18 protein-coding genes and 1 pseudogene are annotated in these 17,890 nt (G+C 57.1%); 10 read left to right on the top strand and 9 right to left on the bottom strand.

Translation table 11 applies throughout. The features are described 5' to 3' along the window. Positions 1–187: 187 nt before the first annotated feature. Positions 188–1,315: an alkene reductase gene (locus tag ACZ9H3_RS02025; RefSeq protein ID WP_476219275.1), complete on the bottom strand. Its 1,128-nt coding sequence runs from the start codon at positions 1,313–1,315 to the stop codon at positions 188–190. Between the two features lie 217 nt (positions 1,316–1,532). On the opposite strand from ACZ9H3_RS02025, the gene ACZ9H3_RS02030 reads away from it, so the two are divergent. Beyond that, positions 1,533–2,459, top strand: a complete 927-nt coding sequence (locus tag ACZ9H3_RS02030) for a LysR family transcriptional regulator (RefSeq protein ID WP_476219277.1) — start codon at positions 1,533–1,535, stop codon at positions 2,457–2,459. 128 nt (positions 2,460–2,587) lie between these two features. On the opposite strand, the gene ACZ9H3_RS02035 is transcribed toward ACZ9H3_RS02030, so the two are convergent. The 4 genes from ACZ9H3_RS02035 to ACZ9H3_RS02050 all read right to left on the bottom strand — a co-directional run bounded on the left by ACZ9H3_RS02035 (position 2,588) and on the right by ACZ9H3_RS02050 (position 7,283). After that, a complete protein-coding gene (locus ACZ9H3_RS02035) occupies positions 2,588–3,487 on the bottom strand; it encodes a hypothetical protein (RefSeq protein WP_476219279.1) in 900 nt (299 codons plus the stop codon). Beyond that, the gene (gene cls / locus ACZ9H3_RS02040; RefSeq protein ID WP_476219280.1) at positions 3,484–4,890 is read right to left on the bottom strand and encodes a cardiolipin synthase; all 1,407 of its coding nucleotides are present in this window, start codon (positions 4,888–4,890) and stop codon (positions 3,484–3,486) included. The genes ACZ9H3_RS02035 and cls overlap by 4 nt, the downstream gene beginning before the upstream one ends. 104 nt (positions 4,891–4,994) lie before the next feature. Next, the gene (locus ACZ9H3_RS02045; protein ID WP_476219281.1) at positions 4,995–5,822 is read right to left on the bottom strand and encodes a BON domain-containing protein; all 828 of its coding nucleotides are present in this window, start codon (positions 5,820–5,822) and stop codon (positions 4,995–4,997) included. A gap of 162 nt (positions 5,823–5,984) precedes the next feature. Next, positions 5,985–7,283, bottom strand: a complete 1,299-nt coding sequence (locus tag ACZ9H3_RS02050; RefSeq protein WP_476219283.1) for a cation:proton antiporter — start codon at positions 7,281–7,283, stop codon at positions 5,985–5,987. Between the two features lie 177 nt (positions 7,284–7,460). Here ACZ9H3_RS02050 and ACZ9H3_RS02055 point away from each other — a divergent pair. Continuing rightward, positions 7,461–8,196 (top strand): annotated as a pseudogene (locus ACZ9H3_RS02055) (Crp/Fnr family transcriptional regulator). A gap of 30 nt (positions 8,197–8,226) precedes the next feature. On the opposite strand, the gene ACZ9H3_RS02060 reads toward ACZ9H3_RS02055, so the two are convergent. From ACZ9H3_RS02060 to ACZ9H3_RS02075, 4 genes are all read right to left on the bottom strand, one after another. Further along, complete coding sequence (locus tag ACZ9H3_RS02060) at positions 8,227–8,853, bottom strand: cell wall hydrolase (protein WP_476219285.1); 627 nt, start codon at positions 8,851–8,853, stop codon at positions 8,227–8,229. Between the two features lie 47 nt (positions 8,854–8,900). Next, complete coding sequence (locus tag ACZ9H3_RS02065) at positions 8,901–9,110, bottom strand: hypothetical protein (RefSeq protein WP_476219286.1); 210 nt, start codon at positions 9,108–9,110, stop codon at positions 8,901–8,903. A gap of 105 nt (positions 9,111–9,215) precedes the next feature. Beyond that, positions 9,216–9,908, bottom strand: coding sequence for a Crp/Fnr family transcriptional regulator (locus ACZ9H3_RS02070; protein WP_476219288.1), 693 nt, complete (start codon positions 9,906–9,908; stop codon positions 9,216–9,218). 191 nt (positions 9,909–10,099) lie between these two features. Beyond that, positions 10,100–10,270, bottom strand: a complete 171-nt coding sequence (locus ACZ9H3_RS02075; RefSeq protein WP_476219290.1) for a CsbD family protein — start codon at positions 10,268–10,270, stop codon at positions 10,100–10,102. 217 nt (positions 10,271–10,487) lie between these two features. Between ACZ9H3_RS02075 and ACZ9H3_RS02080 the strand changes: the two genes are divergently transcribed. From ACZ9H3_RS02080 to ACZ9H3_RS02115, 8 genes are all read left to right on the top strand, one after another. Further along, a complete protein-coding gene (locus tag ACZ9H3_RS02080) occupies positions 10,488–10,646 on the top strand; it encodes a DUF3309 family protein (protein ID WP_330523130.1) in 159 nt (52 codons plus the stop codon). Positions 10,647–10,715: 69 nt separating this feature from the next. Then, positions 10,716–11,276 carry a lipid-binding SYLF domain-containing protein gene (locus tag ACZ9H3_RS02085; RefSeq protein WP_330523131.1) on the top strand — a complete coding sequence of 187 codons (561 nt, stop codon included), beginning with the start codon at positions 10,716–10,718 and terminating at the stop codon, positions 11,274–11,276. 59 nt (positions 11,277–11,335) lie between these two features. Next, a complete protein-coding gene (locus ACZ9H3_RS02090; RefSeq protein WP_476219293.1) occupies positions 11,336–11,677 on the top strand; it encodes a hypothetical protein in 342 nt (113 codons plus the stop codon). A 190-nt stretch (positions 11,678–11,867) separates the two neighbouring features. Next, positions 11,868–13,631 (top strand): type I secretion system permease/ATPase, encoded by a 1,764-nt coding sequence (locus ACZ9H3_RS02095; protein ID WP_099774278.1) that lies wholly within the window; start codon positions 11,868–11,870, stop codon positions 13,629–13,631. Position 13,632: 1 nt separating this feature from the next. Next, positions 13,633–14,946, top strand: a complete 1,314-nt coding sequence (locus ACZ9H3_RS02100) for an HlyD family type I secretion periplasmic adaptor subunit (protein ID WP_476222671.1) — start codon at positions 13,633–13,635, stop codon at positions 14,944–14,946. Beyond that, positions 14,943–16,328, top strand: coding sequence for a TolC family protein (locus ACZ9H3_RS02105; RefSeq protein ID WP_476219295.1), 1,386 nt, complete (start codon positions 14,943–14,945; stop codon positions 16,326–16,328). Before ACZ9H3_RS02100 ends, ACZ9H3_RS02105 begins: the two co-directional genes overlap by 4 nt. A gap of 530 nt (positions 16,329–16,858) precedes the next feature. Further along, positions 16,859–16,999: a hypothetical protein gene (locus ACZ9H3_RS02110; protein ID WP_157767130.1), complete on the top strand. Its 141-nt coding sequence runs from the start codon at positions 16,859–16,861 to the stop codon at positions 16,997–16,999. A 14-nt stretch (positions 17,000–17,013) separates the two neighbouring features. Beyond that, positions 17,014–17,715, top strand: coding sequence for a response regulator transcription factor (locus ACZ9H3_RS02115; RefSeq protein ID WP_065760677.1), 702 nt, complete (start codon positions 17,014–17,016; stop codon positions 17,713–17,715). Positions 17,716–17,890 lie beyond the last annotated feature (175 nt).

Consider the following 17,890-nt stretch of genomic DNA (forward strand, 5'->3'; position numbering starts at 1 on the left):
GGTGAAAGCCTTGGGGTTTTTTGTTTTGCGGTATATCACTCGACTTTTATCCGGATCGCCTTGGGCGGCGAGATGAGGCTGGCACAGTCAGCCATAACGCCTCACTAGCAGCAGACAATCCAGAACGGCCGTTGTTTTAGGCGATGGCGGGCAATGACTGCCTCGCCACCGCTGAATGACCGTCGCGTCAGGCTGGCACGTAGGGGGGATAGTCGACATAACCCTTGGCGGTGCCGCCGTAGTAGGTGTCGCGATCTGGCGTCGACAAAGGCCAGCCGTTTTTCAAGCGTGCGACCAAATCAGGGTTGGCAATGAACGGTTGCCCAAAGGCAGCCAGATCGATCAGCCCAGCATCAACCAGGTCTTGGGCGCGCTCCAATGTCATGTCACCGGCAAGAATCAGCGCTGTTTGGCCCAATTGCGCTTTGCAGTGCTCCAGCAGTTCTCGAAGCGCTTGCTCCTGCGCAGTAGCACTTTCACTCGCCAGGAAGAAGTGTGTCTGATCCATGACGTGGACATAGGCAATCCCACGCGTGTTCATGCCTGCGCAGAGTGCCGAGTAGGTCTCGTCGATCTCGGGGTAGAGTGGCATGTCGAAGAGCTGCCCGTACGGAGAGATCCGAATACCTACCTTGTCTGCACCAATTCTGGAGCAAACGGCATCAACCACTTCAAACACGAAGCGCAGGCGGTCTTCCAGGCTTTTCGCTGAATAGCGGTCGGAGCGGTCATTGACCAATGGGTTCAGGAACTGCTCGATCAGGTAGCCGTTGGCGCCATGAATTTCCACGCCATCGAAACCGGCAGCAATTGCATTCGCTGCGGCTTGCGCAAAATCCTCAACGACTCGACCGACTTCCTCGGTAGCAAGAGGGCGGGGAGTCGACGTTGGGACAAATCCTGGTTCACCGCTCTGCGTGTATCCGAAGGCGATCGCGCCTTGTGCAACTTTGCTCGTGGCACTGACGGGCGCTTTCCCGTCGGTCTGAATCGAGGTGTGGGAAACACGTCCAACATGCCACAACTGGGCAAAGATTTTGCCGCCCACGCTGTGGACTGAATCGGTGACCAGCTTCCAGCCCTGGATCTGGTCTTCTGTGAAGATCCCAGGATTGAAGAGATAGCCCTGGCCCTCGCGGGAGATCGGGGTACCTTCGGACACAATCAGGCCAGCAGTGCCTCGCTGGGTGTAATGCAAGGCCACCTGTTCAGTTGCAATGTCCTCCGGTGCCCGTGACCGGGTCATCGGTGCCATGACGAAGCGGTTGTTCAGCGTCAAACCGTTCAAGTCATATGGGTCAAACAGGTCAATCATGAGTCTTGGCCTCCAAGTGGGGTAACGCACTGCTATAGAGGGCGCGATGGTAGGAGGTTGCGAAAAAGGTCACAATTAAGGCTAAAAGCAAAACACTATTGCTGTATCAGCAATTTTTGGGTTTGCATTTGTCTGACTGCATAAGGCTGAAAGCACGGTATCGGCTGAGCATTTGCGGGTCATAGCAGCCTCCCCGTGCCCTTGAAGGACACCTGACATGCATCTAAAAGCCCACAGGTTCTTCGCGATGGTTGCCCTGAAGGGCAGCTTTTCCGCGGCAGCCCGCCACTTCCAGGTGCCAGCCTCATCGGTTTCACGTTTCATCGCGGCACTTGAGCGTGAGGTAGGGCAACAGCTCCTGTATCGAAGTACTCGCGCGGTAAAGCTGACCGATGCGGGTGAGCGTTATTACCTTCAGATCAGGGAAGTTCTGGAGTTGCTGGACGCCGCGGATGAAGAAGTCAGCGGTAAAGGAGGTGACATTGGTGGCCTGGTGCGGATCAATGCACCTGTCGCGCTGGGCCATCTTCACATTGTGAAGCTCCTCAATGGTCTTTATCTGCAATACCCCGAACTGACCGTGGAGCTGGCTGTCACCGATGCGTTCATTGATCCCGTACAGGAGGGCGCCGATATCACATTCCGAGTCGGGCATTTAGAGGACTCGGGTTTGATCGGACGGAAAATCTGCGACCAACGCTACGTACTCTGCGCGAGCGCAGAGTATGTGGAGCGGTATGGGAAACCTTCGTCGCCGCAGGCGCTGCGAAACCATTCCTGTCTCGTCTACAAAGGAACGGGTGGAGCGCAGCGCTGGTATTTTCGTCGTCCTGAGAGCGAGGCAGTAGAAATCATTGATGTTCATGGTCCACTCCGTAGCAACAACGCTGAGGTGCTGGTGGCAGCGGCATTGGCTGGAAGGGGGATCGTATTTTTTCCTTCCTGGCTGTTCAGCAAAGAGTGCTTCAGGAACAAAGAGTTGATCCGGCTTCTGCCCGAATGGGAGGGCTCCGTGGAGGCGATGCCAAGTCAAATACACCTGATATCCCCCGAGAACCGGCTTCGCTCGCGAAAAGTGCGATTGGTGTGGGATTACTTTCTGAACGCCATCGGCACGCCCCCTTATTGGGACGACTTGGAGTGACGGCCTGGCTATGCGCAGGCGCTTATGGAGGTAAACCGTTGGCTTTGCCGACGATTGTGCTGTGTCCTGTCCCTGCTGAGTCTTTGCGTGCAACGCATCAAGCTGATAGAAGTGCTGAATAGATCGGCTTACTTCAGCAGTGTTATCTGCTGACGCTGAATTTCCTCGCGTTTCATTTTCAGGTAGGGGCCGAGTTCAAGCTCGTGGAGTTGTTGCGGATAGCGCTCAACAGCCGCGTGCCAGGCTCTCAGGCGTTGCTCCTGCTGTGCCGGCGGTGGCACGAGCAGCGTGGACAGGTAAGCGTCTATTGCCAGGTAGTAGCGCATCGTATTGCGCTCAATCACACCCAGGGTATTACCCACGTAGACAGACTCTCCGCTGGTGTTTTGGCCAACGATACTGAAACCGACCTTGTTGTGCCCGGTCGTGGCCAGGTAACCCACCATGGCCAGACGTGCGGTAAGGCCATACGTATAGGAGTAGGACAGGTGCAGGAAGCTGCGCTGGGCGTCCAGCGGCACCGCTTGCAGTTCGATACGAAACAGGCGTGTATCCAATGGCCCCTCGGCCGCTTTCAGCAAGATGTTCAGGTAGTCGGCGTTTGACGCAGCCGCGGTATAAAGAAACGTGAAGGGGTAGGCATCGGCCAGGGACGAGTTCGATTTTTGGCCAATACTGAGTTGCAGCGTCGGGCCAGCACTGGTGTTGGCGTTGATGCAACGTTTGACGTTCTGATGCAGGATGAGGATATCGCACCAGTGTTTGATCTCCCCAAGCTGTGAATTGACCACGTCGAAAGGGTACTCGACGACTGCATAGACTTCGCCTTTGAGGCCATTGGGGGATTCGCTCGACAGGAGAACCAGCGGTCTATTGAAAGGGTTGTGCGTCAATTTCTGCTCTAGAGCGCCGTAGCGTGCTTTCAACGTCTGGGCTGCGTCCTGGGCATGGGCCTGCGGCAGTCCTATCAGGGTGCAGAGCAGGGTTATTTTGAGAACAGTACTCCAGCGCAGCGCTGCTTGGCTCATAGCCAGTACTCCCATAGCCGGCCCATCAGTTCTTTGATCCTCACGCCCATTGAGCGGTGTCGCCATTGTTCCAGCGTGATCTCGGTTGAATTGGCCAGGTCGGCCTGGAACGCGGCCTGCATTTTTTTTCCGAATTCGGTGCCCAGTACGACAACGTTGACTTCATCGTTGTGCAGGAAGCTGCGCCAGTCGAGGTTGGTAGAGCCAACACTCGACCACACACCATCGATGACTGCCGTCTTGACGTGCAGCAGCGCATCGCGGCGTTCGTACAGCTTGACCTTGGCGGCTAGCAGTTCGCTGTAGTAGGCGCGGCCGGCGTGGAACACCAGCCAGGAATCAGTGCTGCTGGGCAATACCAGCTTGACGTCGACGCCCCGCGCGACCGCGTCCTTGAGCGCTTCCAGCAACTGCGGGTCGGGCACGAAGTAGGCGTTGGTCAGCCATATTTCGGTCTGCGCGTTCTGCAGCGCGGAGATCAGCGTTGCATAGATCAGGCTGAAAGGCTCATCGGGCGAACTGCCAATGGCACGTACAACTTCGGTACCTTTGCGCTCGGGGGGCGGAAAGTAGTGACGTGCCGTCAGAGGGTCGCCTTTCTGACTCGCCCATGTGTGGATGAACAATTTCTGTAGTTCCGCAACCACGGGCCCCTCAATACGCAAGTCGGTATCGCGCCAGGGTAAATCACCGCTCGGACGTATCTTCGTGCGAGCGCCAAATGAGCCGCCCGAATAGACACTACTGATGTTGATCCCACCGAGGAAGGCTGTACGCCCGTCTATTATCAGCAGCTTTCTATGGTCGCGCTGATTCACGTCCCAGCCTGCCTTGGCCGTCATTGGATTGACCGGGTTGTACTCCAGAACCTTGATACCCGCGTCGGTCAATCGAGTGAAAAACGCTTGGGGGGTGGCAAGGGTGCCGACGCTGTCGCGGATCAGATTGACTTGTACACCCTGTCGTTGCCGAGCGATCAGTGCGTTGGCGAAGCGCCGGCCAACTTCATCATCATCAAGAATATAGGTCTCCATGTTGATATGGTCGCGCGCCGCCTCTACGGCTTTGATCATCGCCTGGTAGGTTGCTGGCCCGTCTTGCAGTAAATCGACCTTGTTTCCCTCGGTCAGCGGGCTGCCGACGATGGACTCTTCAATGGCCAGGTGCACGTCGAAAATATCGGTCTTTACGCCGGTGGATTTGAGCCGGTCGAGAATGGCCTTGCTGCGCTCGGCTGACAGCGGACCGTGTATTCCATCGAACTGTATCGGAGGCGAGTGCGCGCGAGCCATGTCGGGCACTATTCTCGGTAATGTGCTGCAGGAAATCAGAAATGCCAGGAACACAACCAGGCACAGCATCAGTGGAATACGCACGCATTTCCACATGGCTAGCAGACTCATTGGCTGTCCCTCCGCGAGGTGAGGGTAATAGCGGAACCGCAACCTGGAAGCTTCGCCGTGCAGGCTGCTCGCAAGGCTGCATGGCGAAGCTTCAAAGGCGTGTTTCAGTACCGTAGATCGGTCGATTGCACGCTCGTCACACCTTTCACGTTTTGCGCGAGTTCGATTGCCAGATCACGTTCCGTTGCGTTCTCCACCGTACCATTCAACGTGACGATACCGTCCTTGGTGTTGACCGTAATGCCGCTGCCGTTGACGTTGCTGGAGTACATAAGGGTGGATTTGACCTTTGTCGTAATCCAGCTGTCGGCAACATCTCGTCCCGCTGCATTCGCGGCGCTTTGGGTGCTATCGGTCATCGTTGGCTCGGACGGCTCAATGACCAATTGATTATCTACCTTCACGACGCCGTGGGTATTTCTGGCCAGACGGCCGGCCAGCTCCCGGTCAGCGTTGCTGTTGGCGGTACCACGCAGTGTTACCTTGCCTGACTCGGTCTGGACGTTAGCGGACATGCCATCGGCCTGTTTGCTCCACAGCAACTTCGATTTCACCGCGGCAGTGATGGTGGCATCGTCAATCATGGTGCCGTAGCTGCGCGCTGCGGAGGAAACCGGCGCAACGTAATCAGGCTGGACGATGATCTGGTTGTCGACGGCATCAATCCCACCGACACCCAGAGCAATGGCGTTCGCCAGGTCTTTATGAGGGCTTTCATCCACGTAACCGCTCAGTGTGGCTTTGCCATCTGCCACCGATACGTTCAGGTCGTTGGCACGCAAATAAGGATTCAACGCAAAGGTCGTCCAGATTTGGGTTTCCTGTCGTGTATCCGTGAAGGTCTTGGCATTCGCTGCGGCGATGCCGTTTGTGGCGCCTATTGCCAGTGAGATGCTGGCGGCGAGTATCAGGTTGCGTAATTGTCTTTGCATCAGCGTGCACTCTCTATGATGGAGGCCCGACAGGCGTGCATCATTGCATCGGGCTGGAGTGCACTGTGACAGCGCAGGCGGTTGGCGTCGGTGCGTTACCGCGCTTAACCGTTGGCGTTGTCTGGTATGCCTGGAACGCGTACATCAGCGTTACTGCAAGGGTTAGTCTTGGTGTTCATACCACTTCATCAGAGGCAGAACCGACATACCGTGTACCACGATAGAGACAGTGACGGTCACCAACGTCAGGGTTATCAATTGTTGAGCCACGTGGGGGGTCAGGCCATGGCGAATGGCGAACATCAGGTAAAAGATGGAACCTATTCCGCGTATCCCGAACCAGCAGATCATCGCGCGCCGTGGTGTGCGCATGGGTTCGCCCAGCATCCCAATCGCAACGGCCAGCGAGCGCAGGAGCACGAACAACAAGGGTATGAACCACCACAAGGCTGGCCAATAAACCACGTAGGGCAGTAATGCCCCCACAAACAGTACCATCCCAAGTTCGGCCAACTTTTCGAGTTGTTCATTGAACCCGATCACTGCGCTCGTCATGGTTGCGCTGGCATGGTGGGAGTGCGTGGCCAATGCCTCGTAGGCGTGGCCGCTCACCCCAGGCCTCGTGCTCAGTGATGCCGTATTGGGCTTCGGTTGCTCCTTGACCCGTTGCAGCGCCAGCCCTGCGGCGAATACGGCCAGGAAGCCGGATGCCAGGCTCAGTTGCGCAGCGCCATAAGCCATCGCCAGAAGACCGAGTGAGAGGAATTCGTCCAGGCCTACGGCCAGCTTATAGCGCGTACGCAGGTGAACAACGAGGCGGCCGATGATTGCGCCTAACGCAGCGCCGATCAGCAGGCCTCCCGCTGTGGCCCAGATCAGGTCTATTGCCCACCAGCGCCAGCCACTCGTGCCGAGGTCGTGCAACCCCAGCAGCCCGAGGCCCAGCATCACGAAGGGAAACGCCGTTCCGTCGTTCAAGCCACCTTCTCCGGAAAGGCTGAAACGCAGGCGATCTGGATGGACTTCACTGTCAGTTTGCACCCCGGAAGCCAGCACAGGGTCTGTCGGGGCAAGGATGCCCCCCAGCAACACAGCGGCACCCAGTGGCAGCCCCAGTCCCCAGACACCGACAGCGGTGATAAGCCCTACCGTGAGCACCATGGAGATGAGTGCCAAGCGTAGCGGCACCCTCCAGCGCCTGTCGGAGAATGGAACGGCACCCATCTTCAATCCCACGTTGAACAGTGAGATAAGCACTGCGACCTCGGCGACCCATGCCAGCACATCGGCATGATGCGCAGGGTTCAGGGTGATCACCGCAAGCCCCGCAGGCCCCAGCGTGTAGCCGACAAAGAGGTAGACCATAGCGCTGCTCAACAGCAACCGGGCGAGCAGGGTTCCACCCAGCACCATGGTGATGAGTAAAAAACCGAGGAGTAGGGACCATAGGGCAATAGACATGGCAGTCAGGCAACCTGGGGCGCGTCTTAACCTTGTCCAGCATCCTCTACTGCAGGCCCAGGTACTACAGAAAATTGAATCCTTGTGCACGGGGCGCCGGGAGGTGGAAATTCACCAGCGGGTCTATGATTGTGAAATCCCGTGTGTTTGCAGGCCATTGGCACCATTGGTGAAACCATGTCTGAGCTTCCCCACCCGTTGCAGAACCGTCTGCTGGCGGCGTTGCCCATCGAGGTACAAGAGCGGCTGATTCCCCAGTTGGAGTTGGTCGTCTTGCCCTTGGGCAAGGTCGTGTATGAGTCAGGTGATTCTCTTCAGTATGTCTATTTCCCTACCGACGCCATCATTTCCCTGCTTTACGTGATGGAAGACGGGGGCCTCGGCGGAAATTTCTGTTGTAGGTAACGAAGGGCTCGTTGGCATAGCCGTGTTCATGGGCGGCGAAAGCACTCCGAGCCGGGCCATTGTGCAGAGTGCAGGGCATGCCTACCGGCTGGCGGGGCATCGCCTGAAAAGTGAGTTCAACCGGCATGGCGAGATGATGCAGCTGTTGCTGCGCTACACCCAGGCCTTGATTACTCAAATGGCACAGACCGCAGTGTGCAATCGCCATCACTCAATCGACCAGCAGCTGTGTCGTTGGTTGCTGCTGTCGCTGGATCGCTTGCCGAGTAATCAGCTGATCATGACCCAGGAACTGATTGCCAACATGCTTGGCGTTCGTCGCGAGGGCGTCACGGAAGCTGCGGGTAAATTACAGAAACTCGGGGTGATCGAGTACAGCCGTGGCCATATAGAGGTGTTGGATCGCGCGAAGCTCGAGGCGCTGTGTTGCGAGTGTTATGCCGTTGTAAAGAAAGAAACCGATCGTCTTCTTGCCCATACAGTCCTTAGCCATACCACTTCTCACTGAACAGGCTCACCGTGTGTCTCGCCGCCGGCGCTATCGTGCTGTCCCGTCGTGAGGCTTGTAAAAGAGGAACTTTCCTGTTTCGGCCGTCTTGGTGTATTGCTTGGCCCAATCGGGTGTTACGCCTTTGCTATGGAAGTACAACGCGCCGCCTGTTCGGTCGGTGAGTTGTTGGTTGAGCGCCTTGCGTGCTACCTCCTTGGCAAGCAGGTAGGGCGCGTCTTCATCTACATGATCAGAATTGCCGTCACACCACCAGGAAAATTGACAGGCATGCTGTTCGGAGCCTTGTTTGACCACTTCGCAAACCGTGCCTGGAAAGCCTGCATGACCTACTCGGTTCAGGACGACGCTGGCTACCGCTTCCATGTCGGCAGGCGCACCGCCTTTGGCTTCCCAGTAGATGGTGCGTGAAAGGCAGCTAATTGTATTGTTCAGGGAGGCTGCGCCCACAGGGTCCACGGCTTGCGCTTCAGGCTTTGTGAGGGGCTCGGCCCTGGGTAACGATGTCGTGCTCTGGTTCGCCGCAGCTTTCTGTTCCAGGGCCTTTGCCTTGTCGACCGTTGCGGCCTTGTTTGGCTCAGGGTCGGCGGCAACGGCCTGGTTGCCGAGCAGGACAAGTGCGAAGCCGGCAGCTGTGGCTACTGATACGAGGCGCATGCTCGAACCTTCAGTGTGAGTCCTGTTTGACTTCGTACGCCTGGGGCTCAAGGCAGTCGCTCCCAGACCTCGGTATTGGCCAGCTCTTCGTCGGTAGCATGTCGTGTTTTTCCGTACAAAGGGTTCAGCTCGTAGCAGCCGGTCTGCTCATAAAGGGCCGAGTAGCGAATGCCGCTTAGCTTGTTGAGGTAACGTACCAGTGGATGGCACTGCGCATTTATGCGCGTTACTGCGAGTGAATCAGTCATGGTGTTCATGATTACGCCTGTTGCAGCGAATGCTGCTTTTCCCTGGCTCCATTCTGTCCCTGAAGAAGGGGCAGGGTATGTACGCCATCGCACACAGTGCCCTGGGCATGATTTTCAGGCTTCTGTGTGGAGCGCGCAGTAGCATTCGCATGACGCAGCTTCCAATCCCTTGCGGTCAAGGATGGTAATGTCGCCACGGGAGTATCGAATCAAATTGCGCTCTTGTAGTGCTCCGGCAGCCAGGGTCACGCCACTGCGCCTTACGCCAAGCATGTTCGCCAGGAGCGCGTGCGTCAGATAAAAATGGTTGGCGTGTGCGCGGTCATGAGTCATCAGTAGCCAACGCGCCAGGCGCGGCTCGATCTCGTGGAAATGAGTGCAGGCTGCCGTTTGCGCCAGTTGCTTGAGGAACAGGTACAGGTATTGATTCAACCGTTGCAACAGCACGGGATGCTCGTGGAGCGCGATTTTCAGCTGTGCACATTCCATTCGCAGGCTGCTGCCGGCCCCTTGTACGATCGCCCGCATGGGGGCGGTGTTGGCACCTAGTGCAAGGGTCGCACCGAGCATGCCTTCGTAGCCGACCAGACCTATTTCAAGGGGTGGATGGCCACGTAGCGTCGTCATCAGGGAAATGAATGCGGTGCTTGGGAAGTACACATGCAGCAGGGGCTGGCCAGGCTCACACAGCACGGTGCCAAAGGCCAGGTCGACGTGCTGGCACTGATCCAGTATAGGGTTGAGGTCCTTTTCAGGCAGGCCCTGAAGCAGGCGGTTCTCCACCTGCCGTGGTGTTTTGGCTGGCACGTGATTGTCCTGCAGCACGGTGACAGTGACGAGAGCGGTGCTGTACGGCCTCGTGCAGAAAGTTTGGGCAATGTTTGCCTGACCGTCTGTTCGCTACAGCACGTACTCGTGTGGTTGCCAGAGTGGGTTCAGCGCGTTGTACACCGGCTGCGCTGTTTATGCTTTTGAATGGACCCGATCATCGAGTCGGATCAGCGTTTCAACTCTTCCTTCAGGTCGCCAATGCCTGCCTGAACATTGCCAATCGTTTTCTCGATCTTCCCTTTGTTTTCCAGGCTTTTGTTGCCAACAGCCTTGCCTGCGACTTCCTTGATCGTGCCTTCAATTTCTTTGGCTCTGCCTTTTACTTGGTCCTTGTTCATGAGGTTCTCCAGGTTCTTTTTGCGATAAGGGGGCTTCGTGTCGAGCGTTCTCAGTGACGCCCACGTTCAACAGGCTCGGCGCAAAAGACCCTGACGTCTGTGCGGCACCGTACAGAACATTGTCTGCCAACGGCTCAAGCTGATTGTGTCAGATCGCTGTGCGCGCGCGACAGCGATAAAGCCTGCTCTTTTCTTTCGCGCGCTCGAGGAAACAGCCATGAGCGTGGGCACAATTCTATTAATCATCTTGATCCTGCTACTGATCGGCGTGTTTCCGAGCTGGCCGCACAGCAGGAACTGGGGATACGGACCGACCGGCGGGTTGGGCATCGTGGTGATCATTCTCATCGTGTTGCTGCTGATGGGGCGGTTGTAACCGACTGACGGATGTCAGTCGCACAGCCCACGATCACTTCCTTTCTATTTCGGGTATTGGAGTTCAGCAATGAAACATTCACTACGGTTATTGTTTTCGATGGCTTTTGTCGTCCTGTCATTGGCATCGGCAGGGCTCATTAACAGTGCCAGTGCTGCAACGGCCGCGGACCTGGACAAAGATTCCCAACAGGCCTTGCAGATGCTCTACAAGGCAGACCCATTGGCTCAGACCCTGTCGCGCACCGCCAAGGCTGTGCTCGTGTTCCCTAACATCGTCAAGGCCGGCCTGGTGTTTGGTGGCAGTTATGGTGAAGGCGAGTTGTTGATCGGCTCCAAAGTGGATGGCTACTACAACTCGGTGACCGGCTCCTGGGGGCTGCAGGCAGGCGCCCAATCCTACGCTTATGCCGTGTTCTTGATGACCGACAAAGCCCTGCAATATGTGCGCGACACGAAGGGCTGGGAGGTCGGCGTCGGGCCTACCGTCGTCGTCGTTGATCAAGGCGTGGCGAAGAATCTATCGAGTTCGTCGTTGCAGCACGATGCCTATGCGTTTGTCTTCGATCAGCAAGGGTTGATGGCGGGTATCAGCATTGAGGGCACCAAGATTTCCCTCATCAAGCGCTAGCCCAGCGTGCGCCCCGATCCAGCGTCAATGTCGGGGCGTTCACCTCAGGAGCACTGTCCATGAACACCTTGACTATAGAAGGCTGGTACAAGACCAGTAGCGATGCACCCCCCATCGAGCTGGGGCAAATTCATTTTCACGTCAGTGGCGCGGATCATGTTCGCCTTGAGGCGGCTGAAGAGCAGTTGAAAAAGACCAACGCGCCCGAGGTGATGGTTGATGTCGACATCAGCCAGATGGAATTGATCATGCCTCCGGAGTGTGGCCCGTTGTCGGATTGCCAGTTTCGCGTTTACTTGAGTGCACGTGACCAACGCGGTCAGTTTCATTTGGTCGGGCACCGTGCCGCTGACGGTGCTCTGGTCTATAGCAATGCGGTCATGGTTGATCAATTGGGGTGATGCCCGGTCGACGAATTCCAGGCTGTCGTTGCCAGCAATCAGATTGTCATAAACGAAGGAGGGCGCACGACGAGCGCGGTGCTGCACTGGGCGGAAGATCCAGAAAGTCTGCGATCTGGTCAATTACCGAACACAGTTGTTCGACATGATCTAAGCTCCTCAAAGGTTGGCTTTACGAGCAGGGGTCTCAATGCGAAGCACACCTGAAAACAGTCTGAAAAGTGCGCTGAAAACCTGTCGAGACAGCTTTGTTTTTGTTGGTTTTGCCAGCTTTTTTATCAACGCACTGATGCTCGTTCCTACCTTCTATATGCTTCAGGTATATGGCCGAGTGATGAGCAGCGGAAGTCTGACGACCCTGGCAATGCTGACGCTGATCATGACCGGGTTGTTGCTCACGCTCGGTTCTCTGGAGTGGGTTCGTTCGCGCATCATGGTACGGGTCAGTACCCGGCTGGATGTGTTGCTCAGCCGCCAAGTCTATAAAGCCAGTTTCAAACGGGCTTTGGACAGTGGCGGCATGGATGCTTCGGCACAGCCCCTCAACGACTTGACGGGCTTGAGGCAGTTTCTCTCCGGTAACGGATTGTTCGCCTTCTTCGACGCCCCCTGGTTGCCGATTTATATCGCGGTGATGTTCCTGTTTCATCCCTGGTTCGGCTGGGTGGCGACAGGCAGTGCGCTACTGTTGTTATCACTCGCATTTCTCAATGAGAGGCTGACGGGGCCGGCACTGGCCCAGGCCAACAAGGAACATATCGGCGCGACGCTCTACACCACGAAGAACCTGCGCAACGCAGAGGTGATCGAGTCCATGGGCATGCTTGAAACCCTGATGGATCGTTGGGGGCGTCGGCAAAGAAACGTTCTGTTGTTGCAGTCCATGGCAAGCGATAGAGGGGCTATTGTCAGTACGCTTTCCCGGACTTTCCGGCTCCTGGTGCAATCACTGGTGCTGGGGCTGGGGGCGTACCTGGCGGTGGACCATCAGGTCGGAGCCGGTATGGTGTTTGCCGGGGCCGTGCTACTGGGGCGTGCGCTGGCCCCCATTGATCTGATCATCGGCAGTTGGAAAGGCTTCATTGCGGCGCGTTCGCAATACCGCCGTCTGAACGACATCCTCGACAAGCAACAGACGCAACCCGAGCGTATGTCTTTACCTCCGCCCCAGGGGCACGTGCAGGTCGAGAATCTGGTTGTCGCGGCACCTGGCTCGAATACACCTATCATCAAAAACATAAGCTTCAGCGTCCCTGCCGGTTGCGTGGTGGGAATCATCGGCCCAAGTGCCGCCGGCAAGTCGACCCTGGTCAGAGCATTGATAGGGGTGTGGGCGCCGCAGCATGGGGTCGTCCGGTTGGATGGCGCGGATATCAGCGCCTGGGACAAACAAGAGCTGGGCCCATATATCGGGTACTTGCCTCAGGACATTGAATTGTTCGAGGGCAGCATCGGTGAAAACATTGCCCGCTTCGCCGAGGTCGACTCGGCAAAAGTCATTCTGGCTGCCAAGACCGCTGGCGTTCACGAAATGATTTTGCTGTTGCCTGATGGCTACGACACTGTGATTGGCAGCGAGGGGGTCATGCTGTCGGGCGGGCAGCGCCAACGCATCGGATTGGCCCGTGCCCTGTATGGCAGCCCGAGGTTGATTGTGCTTGACGAGCCCAACTCCAATCTTGACGACGTCGGTGATCGTGCCTTGGCGGCAGCCATCCAGCAGTTAAAACAGACTGGTGCGACGCTGTTTGTGATTACCCACCGAACCAATATCGTGTCGCAACTTGACCGGCTCATGGTGATGAACGCTGGGGTTGTCAGCCTGTTTGGGCCTCGCGACCAGGTGCTGGCCGAACTCAACGCAAGGCAACAGCAGGCACAACGGCATGCCATGCCTGCAGGTGCCAGTGTTGCTGCGGTCGATACCGGCAAGGACGAAGACAATGAATCCTAAGATGCCCGACCGGCAAATTGACAGTCTCGCCGACCTGCCAACGTCGGATCGTAAAGTACGCCGGTTGGGCGTCGCCATTGTCAGTGTGACTTTCGGCCTGTTCGGCACCTGGGCGGCTTTCGCGCCCCTCGACGGGGCCGCTTATGCGCCGGGTGTGGTCACGGTGCAGACTTACCGCAAAACCGTCCAGCATCTTGAAGGGGGCATTGTCAAAGAGGTACTGGCCCATGACGGCGACATCGTCAAACGCGGTGATCCGCTGATCATTCTTGATGATGCCCAACTGCGTTTTGAATACGAGATGACCCGAAGCCAGTTGGTCGCGGCCAAAGCCATGGAGGCAAGGCTCATCGCCGAGCGCGACACGCTGTCGGCGATCGGTTTTGGTGACGTGGTCGATCCCACGAGTTCGCGCGGTATGGAAGCGCGCCAGAGCGAGACCCAGGTATTCAATGCTCGACAGGGCTCGCGGCTGGGCCAGATAGCAGTATTGCGGGAGCGCATCGGCCAGTTGCAGCAACAGGTCAAGGGGCTGCAATCGATGATCGACGCGAAGATGCATCTGGAGAAATCCTACAGCGGTGAAATCGATGAGTTGACGGACCTGCTCAAGCAGGGGTTCGTCGACAAGCAACGTCTGCTCGAGCAGGAGCGCAAACTGGGGATGCTCAGGTCTGAGGTGGCGGATCACCGTTCCACAATCAACCGTACGCGTCTGCAGATCAACGAAACACAGCTGCAGATTCTGCAAATCGACAAGGATTTCAATGCCGATGTCGTCAAGCAGTTGGCCGAGGTTCAGACCAAGATATACGACTTGCAGGAGAAAACCTCGGCCCTGGAAGACCGGCTCAGCCGTATCGTCATCCGCGCACCCGACGCAGGCATGGTGATTGGCATGACAGTGCACACCATTGGTGGTGTCGTGCGCCCGGCAACGCCGCTGCTGGACATCGTTCCATCGGTTTCCGAGCTGGTCATAGAGGCTCAGGTGACGACGCTGGATATTGACCGTATCGCCATCGGCAAGCGTGCCGATATTCGTTTCAGCGCGTTCAATAGCTCGACCACACCGGTGATCGAAGGCGAGGTCAGCAGCGTATCGGCTGACCGGCTGACCAACGAGAAGACCGGGGCCGCCTATTACCTGGCTCGGGTCCGGGTAACCGAGAACGGCGTGCGTACCTTGGGTGAGCGCAAGTTGTTGCCGGGGATGCCGGCGGACGTGTTGATCATCACGGGCCAACGCACGTTGTTGCAGTACTTGATGCAACCGGCGCGCAATGCCCTCTCTCAATCGATGATCGAGGAATGACCGTGGGCACGTCGGCCATTTTGTTGGGTAGTGCGTTCATGGTTGCGGCGGGCGTTGCCCTGGCGCAAACCCCTGCCGTCGTATCGAAAGGGGTCAGTGCCTCGACGTTTTCCACTGACCTTGTACAGCTGTATCGGGAGGCGCGGTTGGAGGATCCGCAGGTACTGGCCTCTTTTGCGCGAGCCCAGGCGGGTCAGGAACATCAGCGCGAGGCCCTGGGAGCGCTGTTGCCGCAAGTATCGATTAACGCAGGGGTGAACCAGATTCACCAGGAAAACGACCTGATACAGCAGAGTTACGATAGCGAGAGCTACAGCCTGGTGTTGCGTCAGTACCTCTATAACAAGGCCGCGTGGGAGAACTATAAAAAATTTCAAAGCCTGGCCAAGCAGTCCGAATCGGAAGCGCTGGATGCCCAGGCGGAGGCGACAGTGGAATTGGCGAGGCGTTACTTCACGGCATTGGCGGCAGAGGATGAGCTGGAGTTAGTGATAGCGGAGCGTCTAACCACGCAAAAAAGTCTGGACCGGATCAACGTGTTGTACGAGAAGCAGTTGGCCTTGATTACGGATCAGCTTGACCTCAAGGCCAGGGTGGATTTGCTCGCGGCGCAGGAGCTGGATGCCCGTAACCAAGCCATTATCAGCCGCGAATCACTGGCAGAGATTGTCGGTCGCCCCGTCAAAGAGAGGCTTAATCGGATTCGTGATGACGTGCAACTACAGGTTTCTGCGCAGAGTCTGGAAACCTGGGTTCGCGAGGGAATCGCGTCAAACCCTGCGCTCAAGGCTCGCGAGAGCGGGGTCGAAGCAGCGAACGCCGCGTTACGCAGTGGCAAGGGCGGGCACTATCCGACCTTGAGCCTGAGCCTGAGTGCTCAACAGACCAACGAAGGTTACAACAATTCCCTGACGCCACGTACTGACAGTTATGTTGCGGGCGTTGGCATTCAGGTGCCGCTGTACAGCGGCGGCTCGACCTCGGCGCGGGTCCGTGGGCTCTATCAGGATCAAGTGACTGCCGAGCAGGAACTGGAAGCGATCCGGCGTCGGGTGGTCAAGGAGATCACCAGCGCATACCTCACCGCCAGTTCGAACGGTGAAAAGATCGAGGCGAACCGCCTGGCGTTGGCCTCTGCACAGTTGTCGAGGGTAGCCGCAGAGAAAGCGCTGAACTATGGAATGGTCAATGCCGTCGATGTACTGGCCAGCGTGCGTAACGAGTTTCGCGCTCGGCGTAACCTGCTCAAGACGCAATACGAGTTCCTCAGTAATGTGTTCAGCCTCAATCGCTGGGCGGGAAAGCCGTCGGCCGAAAGTGTCGAAAGTGTGAATGGCTGGTTGAGTCCCCGCAGCGCTGGCCAGGATGTCGTGCGTCCCTGATCTCGCCAAGCCACGACCGTCTCTTGTAAGCACTTTTGTTGGATAACTGTCCCGTTACCCCTTCCGATTCCGATTGAACCTTCACGTTGGCCATCCTTCGCTCAAGCCGGCATTCATCCGCACGTTCATCCAAGTGGCGTGACGGTTGGCCAGTACAGAGGCGCCGAGCGGCGGCACTGCACCATGCCCCTACAACCCACATTAAACGCGTTTGGCGTGCCCGTGCGCGTACCCAGGGCCGACCAGAGGGGCTCGTTGAGGCAGGGTTTGACGTTAAATTGACGCCATCGTTTTTTTGTACATTTTCACCCGCCATTCGTCGGTTGATTGACGTTTTTGGGCGGGGCAGGCTGTGGCTGCAGGCCGTCGCTGGTGAGCCTAAGGTCTTGATTTTGCGAGACTAGAGTACGTTTTGAGAGCATCGGTCGAGCGACGTGTAGGAGGGGTGAGTCGGTGGCTGGCGGTTAGGTGGGCTGGCAGCATACCGTGCTGGCCTAGACTCAGTTTACCGGCTTAGGGAGCACATCATCATGCGCAAGCTATTGATAGCTATTCCTATTTGTGTTGTTTCGATGCCGTTGTCCGGCTTATGGATATATTTGCAGCCCCTGCTGGTGCAGCCGGTGGAAGCCCATGCTTTCAACATGTGGGCGGGTACCGTCTTTCAATAGGGGGCAGAAAGAGAATGCCTGAACACAGAAAACCAATACGGGTGATGCTGATCGATTGTCGCCCTCTTGTTCTGATGGGCCTTCACGATTTGATCAATGCCAGAAAGCCTCGGATGGAAGTGAGCGGCCAGGCCACCACCTACACCAATGCGCTGGACCTTGCCGATCAGTTGCGCCCAGACGTTATTTTTTTCAGTTTCTTTCCTGATGCGCTTAACCCGCTGGAGGTTGTCTCGGGGCTCACCCGCAGCGCGGAAATGAAGGTGCTGGTGCTCAAGGGTTTGTACGAATCCATTCCCGTTGCCCAGGCGATAGAGGCGGGCGCACGCGGTATCGTGCTTGCGGAAGACCCGACGGAGTCGATCATCCAGGCCATCATCAAGGTTCACCATCGCAACATCGGGCTGGATAGGGCGTGGGCCGGTGGGCTCTCCGGCTATGCCGCGACCGGGCATATACCCTTGAGATGCAATCTGGAACAGGCGAAACAGGCGCGGCTGACACTGCGCGAGCGGGAACTGATTCGCGCCATTGTGGATGATCCGTCTGCCAAATACATGGGCATCGCCGAGCGCCTGGGCATTAGCGAACACACGGTACACAACCACCTCAGCAACATCTATCAAAAGCTCGATCTCATCAATCGAATCGATTTGCTCATGTACGCAATGAAACATGGGCTCACCAGCAACGGAGAGCCGCCTGAGTCCACGTGAGTGGAGTCGGATTGAGCCTCACGCAAGAACCGCGACCTGAAACGGCTATGGGTGCATGGCGCGCTGCTGTGTTGCCGTTCTTTGTTGTGGCGCTTGACCATCCAGAGCGGGTTCGGCCATGCAGGTCTTGTATTCGATTGCCAGGAAGCAATGCGAGGGTGGTTTCTACGCCACC

The organism is Pseudomonas sp. TE3910 (genome assembly GCF_056279025.1).

Excerpts from the sequence above, each read along its gene's own strand:
- ACZ9H3_RS02105 (WP_476219295.1), top strand. The coding sequence starts at position 14,943 with ATGACCGTGGGCACGTCGGCCATTTTGTTGGGTAGTGCGTTCATGGTT.
- ACZ9H3_RS02080 (WP_330523130.1), top strand. The coding sequence starts at position 10,488 with ATGAGCGTGGGCACAATTCTATTAATCATCTTGATCCTGCTACTGATC.
- ACZ9H3_RS02045 (WP_476219281.1), bottom strand. The coding sequence starts at position 5,822 with ATGCAAAGACAATTACGCAACCTGATACTCGCCGCCAGCATCTCACTG.
- ACZ9H3_RS02075 (WP_476219290.1), bottom strand. The coding sequence starts at position 10,270 with ATGAACAAGGACCAAGTAAAAGGCAGAGCCAAAGAAATTGAAGGCACG.
- ACZ9H3_RS02035 (WP_476219279.1), bottom strand. The coding sequence starts at position 3,487 with ATGAGCCAAGCAGCGCTGCGCTGGAGTACTGTTCTCAAAATAACCCTG.
- ACZ9H3_RS02060 (WP_476219285.1), bottom strand. The coding sequence starts at position 8,853 with ATGCGCCTCGTATCAGTAGCCACAGCTGCCGGCTTCGCACTTGTCCTG.
- ACZ9H3_RS02085 (WP_330523131.1), top strand. The coding sequence starts at position 10,716 with ATGAAACATTCACTACGGTTATTGTTTTCGATGGCTTTTGTCGTCCTG.
- ACZ9H3_RS02065 (WP_476219286.1), bottom strand. The coding sequence starts at position 9,110 with ATGAACACCATGACTGATTCACTCGCAGTAACGCGCATAAATGCGCAG.
- ACZ9H3_RS02100 (WP_476222671.1), top strand. The coding sequence starts at position 13,633 with ATGCCCGACCGGCAAATTGACAGTCTCGCCGACCTGCCAACGTCGGAT.
- ACZ9H3_RS02115 (WP_065760677.1), top strand. The coding sequence starts at position 17,014 with ATGCCTGAACACAGAAAACCAATACGGGTGATGCTGATCGATTGTCGC.
- ACZ9H3_RS02090 (WP_476219293.1), top strand. The coding sequence starts at position 11,336 with ATGAACACCTTGACTATAGAAGGCTGGTACAAGACCAGTAGCGATGCA.
- ACZ9H3_RS02050 (WP_476219283.1), bottom strand. The coding sequence starts at position 7,283 with ATGTCTATTGCCCTATGGTCCCTACTCCTCGGTTTTTTACTCATCACC.
- ACZ9H3_RS02095 (WP_099774278.1), top strand. The coding sequence starts at position 11,868 with ATGCGAAGCACACCTGAAAACAGTCTGAAAAGTGCGCTGAAAACCTGT.
- ACZ9H3_RS02025 (WP_476219275.1), bottom strand. The coding sequence starts at position 1,315 with ATGATTGACCTGTTTGACCCATATGACTTGAACGGTTTGACGCTGAAC.
- ACZ9H3_RS02030 (WP_476219277.1), top strand. The coding sequence starts at position 1,533 with ATGCATCTAAAAGCCCACAGGTTCTTCGCGATGGTTGCCCTGAAGGGC.
- cls (WP_476219280.1), bottom strand. The coding sequence starts at position 4,890 with ATGAGTCTGCTAGCCATGTGGAAATGCGTGCGTATTCCACTGATGCTG.
- ACZ9H3_RS02110 (WP_157767130.1), top strand. The coding sequence starts at position 16,859 with ATGCGCAAGCTATTGATAGCTATTCCTATTTGTGTTGTTTCGATGCCG.